Source organism: Sphaerospermopsis sp. LEGE 08334 (assembly GCF_015207205.1).
Taxonomy (GTDB): Bacteria; Cyanobacteriota; Cyanobacteriia; order Cyanobacteriales; family Nostocaceae; genus Sphaerospermopsis.
Map to the genome: position 1 here is coordinate 80,233 of NZ_JADEXH010000027.1, position 6,369 is coordinate 86,601.

Annotated in this window: 7 protein-coding genes; 2 read left to right on the top strand and 5 right to left on the bottom strand. The window is 36.1% G+C overall.

Translation table 11 applies throughout. From position 1 onward, the window contains the following. Position 1: 1 nt before the first annotated feature. The 4 genes from IQ237_RS16040 to IQ237_RS16055 form a co-directional block, all read right to left on the bottom strand. Positions 2–463: a DUF29 domain-containing protein gene (locus IQ237_RS16040; protein ID WP_194056855.1), complete on the bottom strand. Its 462-nt coding sequence runs from the start codon at positions 461–463 to the stop codon at positions 2–4. Positions 464–530: 67 nt separating this feature from the next. Continuing rightward, positions 531–773: a YgiT-type zinc finger protein gene (locus IQ237_RS16045; protein WP_194056857.1), complete on the bottom strand. Its 243-nt coding sequence runs from the start codon at positions 771–773 to the stop codon at positions 531–533. A 488-nt stretch (positions 774–1,261) separates the two neighbouring features. Further along, positions 1,262–2,812: an NAD(P)H-hydrate dehydratase gene (locus IQ237_RS16050; protein ID WP_194056859.1), complete on the bottom strand. Its 1,551-nt coding sequence runs from the start codon at positions 2,810–2,812 to the stop codon at positions 1,262–1,264. Between the two features lie 125 nt (positions 2,813–2,937). After that, the gene (locus IQ237_RS16055) at positions 2,938–3,597 is read right to left on the bottom strand and encodes a hypothetical protein (protein WP_228020363.1); all 660 of its coding nucleotides are present in this window, start codon (positions 3,595–3,597) and stop codon (positions 2,938–2,940) included. 253 nt (positions 3,598–3,850) lie between these two features. Between IQ237_RS16055 and mnmA the strand changes: the two genes are divergently transcribed. Next, entirely contained in the window at positions 3,851–4,930 is a 1,080-nt protein-coding gene (gene mnmA, locus IQ237_RS16060; protein WP_194056863.1) for a tRNA 2-thiouridine(34) synthase MnmA, read from the top strand. Between the two features lie 289 nt (positions 4,931–5,219). After that, positions 5,220–5,822 carry a Uma2 family endonuclease gene (locus tag IQ237_RS16065; RefSeq protein WP_194056865.1) on the top strand — a complete coding sequence of 201 codons (603 nt, stop codon included), beginning with the start codon at positions 5,220–5,222 and terminating at the stop codon, positions 5,820–5,822. Positions 5,823–5,922: 100 nt separating this feature from the next. On the opposite strand, the gene IQ237_RS16070 is transcribed toward IQ237_RS16065, so the two are convergent. Continuing rightward, positions 5,923–6,081 (bottom strand): hypothetical protein, encoded by a 159-nt coding sequence (locus tag IQ237_RS16070; protein WP_228020365.1) that lies wholly within the window; start codon positions 6,079–6,081, stop codon positions 5,923–5,925. Positions 6,082–6,369: the final 288 nt, after the last annotated feature.

A 6,369-nucleotide genomic window follows, 5' to 3' on the forward strand; every position in this document is an offset into this window, starting at 1 on the left:
ATTATTCAGGTAACAAGTCTTGATTTAAACATTCATCGGTATTAAAAGGTGATTCTAAAGGAAAAATATCTAAGTCTAAACCAGTTTCTATAGATGCTTGTTGACGTGCATCTTGATAACATTCTGCAAATGTTTCCAAAAAATATTTTTTGAGACTAGGACTATCTTGGAATTGTTTATTTAATCTCCGACGATGTTCAAAGATAGTCGAAATCCAACTTCTAGAACGTTTTTCTGGTTGATATTTATATTTTAACAGGTGCATTAAAAGAACTACTAAATTACTTTCTAATGATCGTTTTTCACTTCTTCCCATGCTTTCGATTTCTTCAATCAGATTTTCTAAATCAATTTCTGCAAAATTCCCTGCTTTTAATTGTTTGGCTGTTATTTCTATCCACAAGTAAAAATCTTGTTCGTAAAGATTAGAGTTTGTGGTTAGTGCTAGTTGAGGTGCTGTCATATATTTTTAACCTCCTCTGGTTGCTTACCAATATTATATCTTTAAAGATTCCATGTTAACTTGTTTATCATGCAACTTCAAAAGATTGACCTACTGGAATTAAATCTTGAGTTTCTTGTCTTTCTAATTTCAGTTTAATATTTTCAAATTTTCTGATTGTATCTGCATGATAAAAACGTTCTCCACAATTTTGACAAACTAAAGCATTAACTTGTAAGGTTGCGGTATTACCACCACCTTTGATAATTTCTGTTACTTTAGTTTCTAATAAGTTGCCATTACAAATCACACATTTATCAATGGGAAGCATAATTATTAACTCCTAATATCTTGGAACTGTTAGTAGATAAGGCTTAGACAGTCCTATCTAGGGTGGTAATTTAGTTTAATTTAGATGATCAGTCTAATTTTCTGAGGCTTTGAAACCCCCATTCCCTTGTAGGGAAGGAGGGTTAGGTTTCTAGAGATTATCGGTTTCATCTAATACTTTTCAAACAACCTCTAAATATACCCGACGAATTTAGAAAAAATTGTATCCCGTCGCATTATTAATGAAAACTTTCCTATCTTTACTCATTACCCCCATATAATAAATGATTAATGGCTGTTTTTTTCGGGAGCATCCCAACTTTGCCAAAATAAAAAAACTACACCAAAAACTCTCTGACACTCTCTTACCTTTGTGTACTTTGCGCCCTTTGCGGTTCAATCATATCCTGCCTTTGATCATTTTATTTCGTTAGATAAAAATAAATTTACACCTTTGGAATACTCCCTTTTGTTCAGATGTTTAATAAACTACATATCACACAAAACCCTCATCAAATATTGCGTCAAAGTAAAAGCATCAACCCCTAATTCTGTCCTTTCTTTTACTGCTAAAATACCCCCTTGAGAATGCCACCAAGACGCAGCAGCTACCACATCTTCAATATTCACTTGTTTATTAACAACCCGCGCCAAAATTCCCCCCATTAAACCAGTCAAAACATCACCACTACCACCACGGGCTAAAGCTGGCGTACTTTCAGAATTGATCCAAACGACACCTTGAGGGTTAGAAATAGCCGTTCTTGCCCCTTTTAACAGCACTACAGCCTCCGTTTGTGATGCTGCTTCTTGTACTGCTTTCACTCGATCTTTAACCTCAATATCAGGAAATAAACGATTAAATTCTCCTGTATGGGGTGTGAGAATTGTTGGATGTTGGCGTTTTATTAAAGTAGCAACAGTCCCTAATTGTGCCAAGATATTTAAACCATCGGCATCCAAAATTAACGGCACATCACTATTAATTACCTGTTCAATAATTGGGGTAGCATCTGTAGTTAAACCTGGTCCGCAAGCAATGGCATTAAATGAACTTAAATCAGTTTTCGGAGGTAATTGTAAATGAGAAATTGCCCCGGTTTCGGTTTCAGGACATCCAATAATTAAAGCTTCTGGTAAATGGGAAACTAAAAGCGGTTTAATACTTTCAGGTACAGCAATTGATAACATTCCTACCCCGGAAGCACGCGCACCTAAACCTGTTAAAATTGCTCCCCCTGCATAGCGTTTTGAACCACAAATTAATAGTAAATGTCCAGATTTATATTTATGGGTGGTGGGGGGAAGTGGTAAAGATAAGGTATCAAATACTGTGGTTTTAGTAATGCGTTTGATTTTGGGAAATTCACCTAAAATTGCATGAATATCAGCTAAGGGAATATCAAAATCAATTAATTCCGCTTTACCAATATATTCTAATGCTTGTTCTTGCAATAAACCCTGTTTCCATAAACCTAAACAAAAGGTATAATTTGCTTTGATTGCAGTTCCTAAAACTTCCCCTGTATCTGTGTGTAAACCAGAAGGTAAGTCAATACTAAAAATCGGTTTATTCCAATCATTAAAATGGTTAATTGCTTCGGCAATATTTCCGGTAATTTCTCTTTCTAAACCAAAGCCAAATAACCCATCAATTAAAAAATCACAACTTGGTAATTCTGCCAGTTCTGTAAAACAAGGAATTTCCAAACTTTGGGCATATTTAAAATGTTGAGAAGTTAATTCTTTGAGTTTAGTGAAAGGTTGATAAATCCAAACTTGATAACCTTGAAAATGTAACTCTCTGGCTACAACTAAAGCATCACCTCCATTGTGTCCTGGACCTGCTAGAATTCCTACATTAGATCCCCCCAACCCCCCTTGAAAAAGGGGGCGAAGAGGTATGATAGATTGCAAGCAAACGCTAATTAATCTCCCTACTTTTTCCATCAAAGCTGCAACCGGCATTCCCGCAGCAAATATTCGTCCTTCAATGTCACGCATTTGAGCAGAAGTGACTACAAATTGTTCTTTAGTCATTAGTTATTAGTTATTAGTTATTAGTTATTAGTTATTAGTTATTAGTTTTTAGTGATTAGTGATTAGTCATTAGTTATTCTTTTCTATCACCAATCACCAATCACCAATCACCAATCACCTGTCACCTATCTTCCATAATAAACCCTAGCATTACCGTAACCTAAATTTCGCAGATAATTATTCCATTGTTCTGCTTCTTGGCGTTCTTTAAAACCTCCTACAGCTATATGCGCTCCCCGTGGTTGAGTTCTCATAAAAACATTAGTATTACCATCTATTTTTTGTCGAATTTCTCTACCAAGCAAGGGTAAGTTATTACTACTGGTGGGAATGATAACGTAGTAATATCTACCTTGTTCTCTTTGAACATTAGGATTTACATTACGAAAATTATCTCCAGTAGAATAAGGTACTTCTCTACCAGAGAAATAGGAGATTTGTTCTGGGTTAGAAAAGCTGAGAATGCGAGCGCCACTAATACCATTTAATTCTAATTCTCTCACACGCTGTTGGGCGTTAAATGGTTGACTAAACACACCAGACTGAATGATCTTCCGTCCATTAAGCTGACGAATATAAGCACTACTTTCAATTTGACGCACTTGTTGTAGAATTTGGGAGTTATCACTATCAACATAGACAACATATCTTTCAAAGTTTTGTCCAAATTGACTGATTTGTGTAGGTTGATAATTTTGAGAATTTTGATTTGGTTGATAAAACTCCATTGCTGGTTGTAATTCTGGTAATCTGGTCTGTGCTAGACTAGCACGGCAGGTTAACATCAAGCATCCACCCACAAGCAAGGAAATTAGGGGTACGGAAGTAAATTGTGTGGTTTTTAAATGCAGCATATTTGTCAACAGGATTTTTCAACATTTTCTACTAGCCATTATTTTAATCAGGATAATAGGGAATTACCGAGATGGGTCAAACCCTACACAACTTATGCTAGGATATAAAAGTATTTGCCTTGTGCGGAAATCAAAAACCTCTATTAAAAATAATCAGTCGCAAACACTGTTAAAAGTGTAAATTATGAAAAAAGTTGTTGTTGGTCTTTCTGGTGGCGTTGACAGTTCTGTAGCTGCCGCTATTTTACACAATCAGGGCTATGATGTAATAGGTTTGACCTTTTGGTTAATGAAAGGTAAGGGTCAATGTTGCTCTGAAGGAATGATCGACGCAGCTAGTATTTGTGAACAATTAGGCGTTCCCCACGAAATTGTTGATATTCGGGATGTCTTTCAAGCGAATATTGTTGATTATTTAGTCTCTGGTTACAGTGTGGGAATTACTCCCCTGCCTTGTTCTCAATGTAACAAAACCGTGAAGTTTGGACCAATGGTGGAATATGCACGGGAAAAATTAGGGAGCGATAGCGCAAGCGCTGACTTGTCAGTTCGCATAGCTACCGGTCATTATGCGCGAATTACTTACGATAAAACTACTGGACGTTATCAATTATTACGCGCCGTAGACCGCAACAAGGATCAATCTTATTTCCTGTATGATTTGTCTCAAGATTTACTTGGGGCTTCTATCTTTCCTTTGGGAGAATTGAATAAAAGCGATACCCGCAAAATAGCCGCCGAATATGGTTTAAAAACCGCCGATAAGCCAGAAAGTCAAGATTTATGCTTGGTGGAAAGTAACGGTTCCATGCGGGCATTTTTGGATAAATATTTAGCACCAAAACCAGGTGATATTGTGGATACCACTGGTAAGGTTTTGGGCAAACATGATGGTGTCCATCATTACACCATAGGCCAGCGAAAAGGCTTAGGAATTGCTGCTGCTGAACCTTTGTATGTGATTGAATTAGATGCAGTTAATAATCGTGTGGTTGTAGGCGATCGCACTAAAGGAACACAAGAAGAATGTACAGTCAACCGGGTAAACTGGGTATCCATTGCTGAACCTGCAACCCCCATCCGTGCAGAAGTGCAAATTCGTTATCGTTCCCAACCCGTAGCAGTGACGGTGATACCTTTAGAAAATGACCGAGTGCGCTTAGTATTTGATGAACCTCAGTTCAGCATTACTCCAGGACAAGCTGCGGTTTGGTATGAAGGGGAAAAGGTATTGGGTGGGGGAATAATTGAACAGTTTAGTTAATTATTAACTCAAGTTGCTAGTTATTTGTTAAGGCTGGTAATGGGTAATAGGTAATAAGGTAATTGCTAATGAAAATACTCTTACAGCATATTTCATACTAGTGAGGTACAAACTCAAATCATAAAACCCTTGTGGAACAGGTATCCTGCCTGTTAACCTTGTACCTCATGTACCTCGAAACTGCTGTATTATCCTATTAATCCTTAAATCCTGGATATCCTGATTCTGACATTTTCCTTAACTAGCAACTTACGTTATTAACATTTACCTAATATGGGGAAAAATAATTATGGTACAATCACCCCCAAAACTGATCACAGCTAATGAATTTATCACTCAGTACGGTGATAATAATAATTACGAACTCATTGATGGGGAATTAATCGAAATGGAACCAACAGGACCCCATGAACAGGTATCATCATTTATTGGGCGAAAACTGAATGTAGAAATTGATCGTAAAGATTTACCATATTTTATTCCCCATCGCTGTTTAATTAAACTATTGGGAACAGAAACAGCTTTTCGTCCTGATGTCATTGTCTTAGATCAAACCCAACTAATTAATGAACCATTATGGCAAAATGAACCTGTGATTACATCAGGAAAATCCATTAAACTAATTGCAGAAGTCGTAAGTACAAATTGGCAAAATGACTACGCCCGTAAAGTTGAAGATTACGCTTTATTGGGTATACCTGAATATTGGATAGTAGATTATTTAGGTATTGGTGGAAGAGAATATATTGGTAAACCCAAACAACCAACTATTACCATTTGTACGTTAGTAGGAGATGAGTATGAAAAGCAGTTGTTTCAAAATCATGATCAACTTGTTTCTTCTATTTTTCCTGATTTAAAATTAACAGCAAAACAAGTATTTTTAGTGTAATTGTTAGATTAAAAATTGACTATCTGCAAACAGTAATTAACCATGATCGTAAAGAGTAAAATTTCTATCTAACCAAATAACATAAAATATAGCGCCATCTCTAATAGCCTACCATTGCTTTTATACCAGAAAAGCGAAAAGCAATAAAATTTACATCTTCTGTAATGAACTTGGGAATCGGTGCTTTAATAGCATTCCTAGAAATTTTCTCATAACCAAGTTGGTGTCTACCTTGTGAGTGTATTTCATTCCAACCCACATTCCGCACCCTCAACTGTCACAAGGTAAAAAAGCCATTAAAGTAGTACATATTAACTAAAGATAATTCAAAGATTAAGAGGGTTAATGAGAAGAAATAGCATTAAGAGGGAGATGGTGTGAGAAAGTGAAGCTTGGTAACAAAAACAAACGAAAAAAATGAATTGATAACCAAATAAGAAATAATGGATAACAACAGAATAGTAGAGGAAACTGTTGTGAAATTAAAACCTCAAGAAATAGAAATTCAGAACATAGACCATTTAGGGATAGTAGCAGGAATAATAGA

Bases quoted from the DNA above. Each gene is read 5' to 3' on its own strand.
- IQ237_RS16050 (WP_194056859.1), bottom strand. From the start codon at position 2,812: ATGACTAAAGAACAATTTGTAGTCACTTCTGCTCAAATGCGTGACATT.
- IQ237_RS16065 (WP_194056865.1), top strand. From the start codon at position 5,220: ATGGTACAATCACCCCCAAAACTGATCACAGCTAATGAATTTATCACT.
- IQ237_RS16055 (WP_228020363.1), bottom strand. From the start codon at position 3,597: ATGTTAACCTGCCGTGCTAGTCTAGCACAGACCAGATTACCAGAATTA.
- IQ237_RS16040 (WP_194056855.1), bottom strand. From the start codon at position 463: ATGACAGCACCTCAACTAGCACTAACCACAAACTCTAATCTTTACGAA.
- IQ237_RS16045 (WP_194056857.1), bottom strand. From the start codon at position 773: ATGCTTCCCATTGATAAATGTGTGATTTGTAATGGCAACTTATTAGAA.
- mnmA (WP_194056863.1), top strand. From the start codon at position 3,851: ATGAAAAAAGTTGTTGTTGGTCTTTCTGGTGGCGTTGACAGTTCTGTA.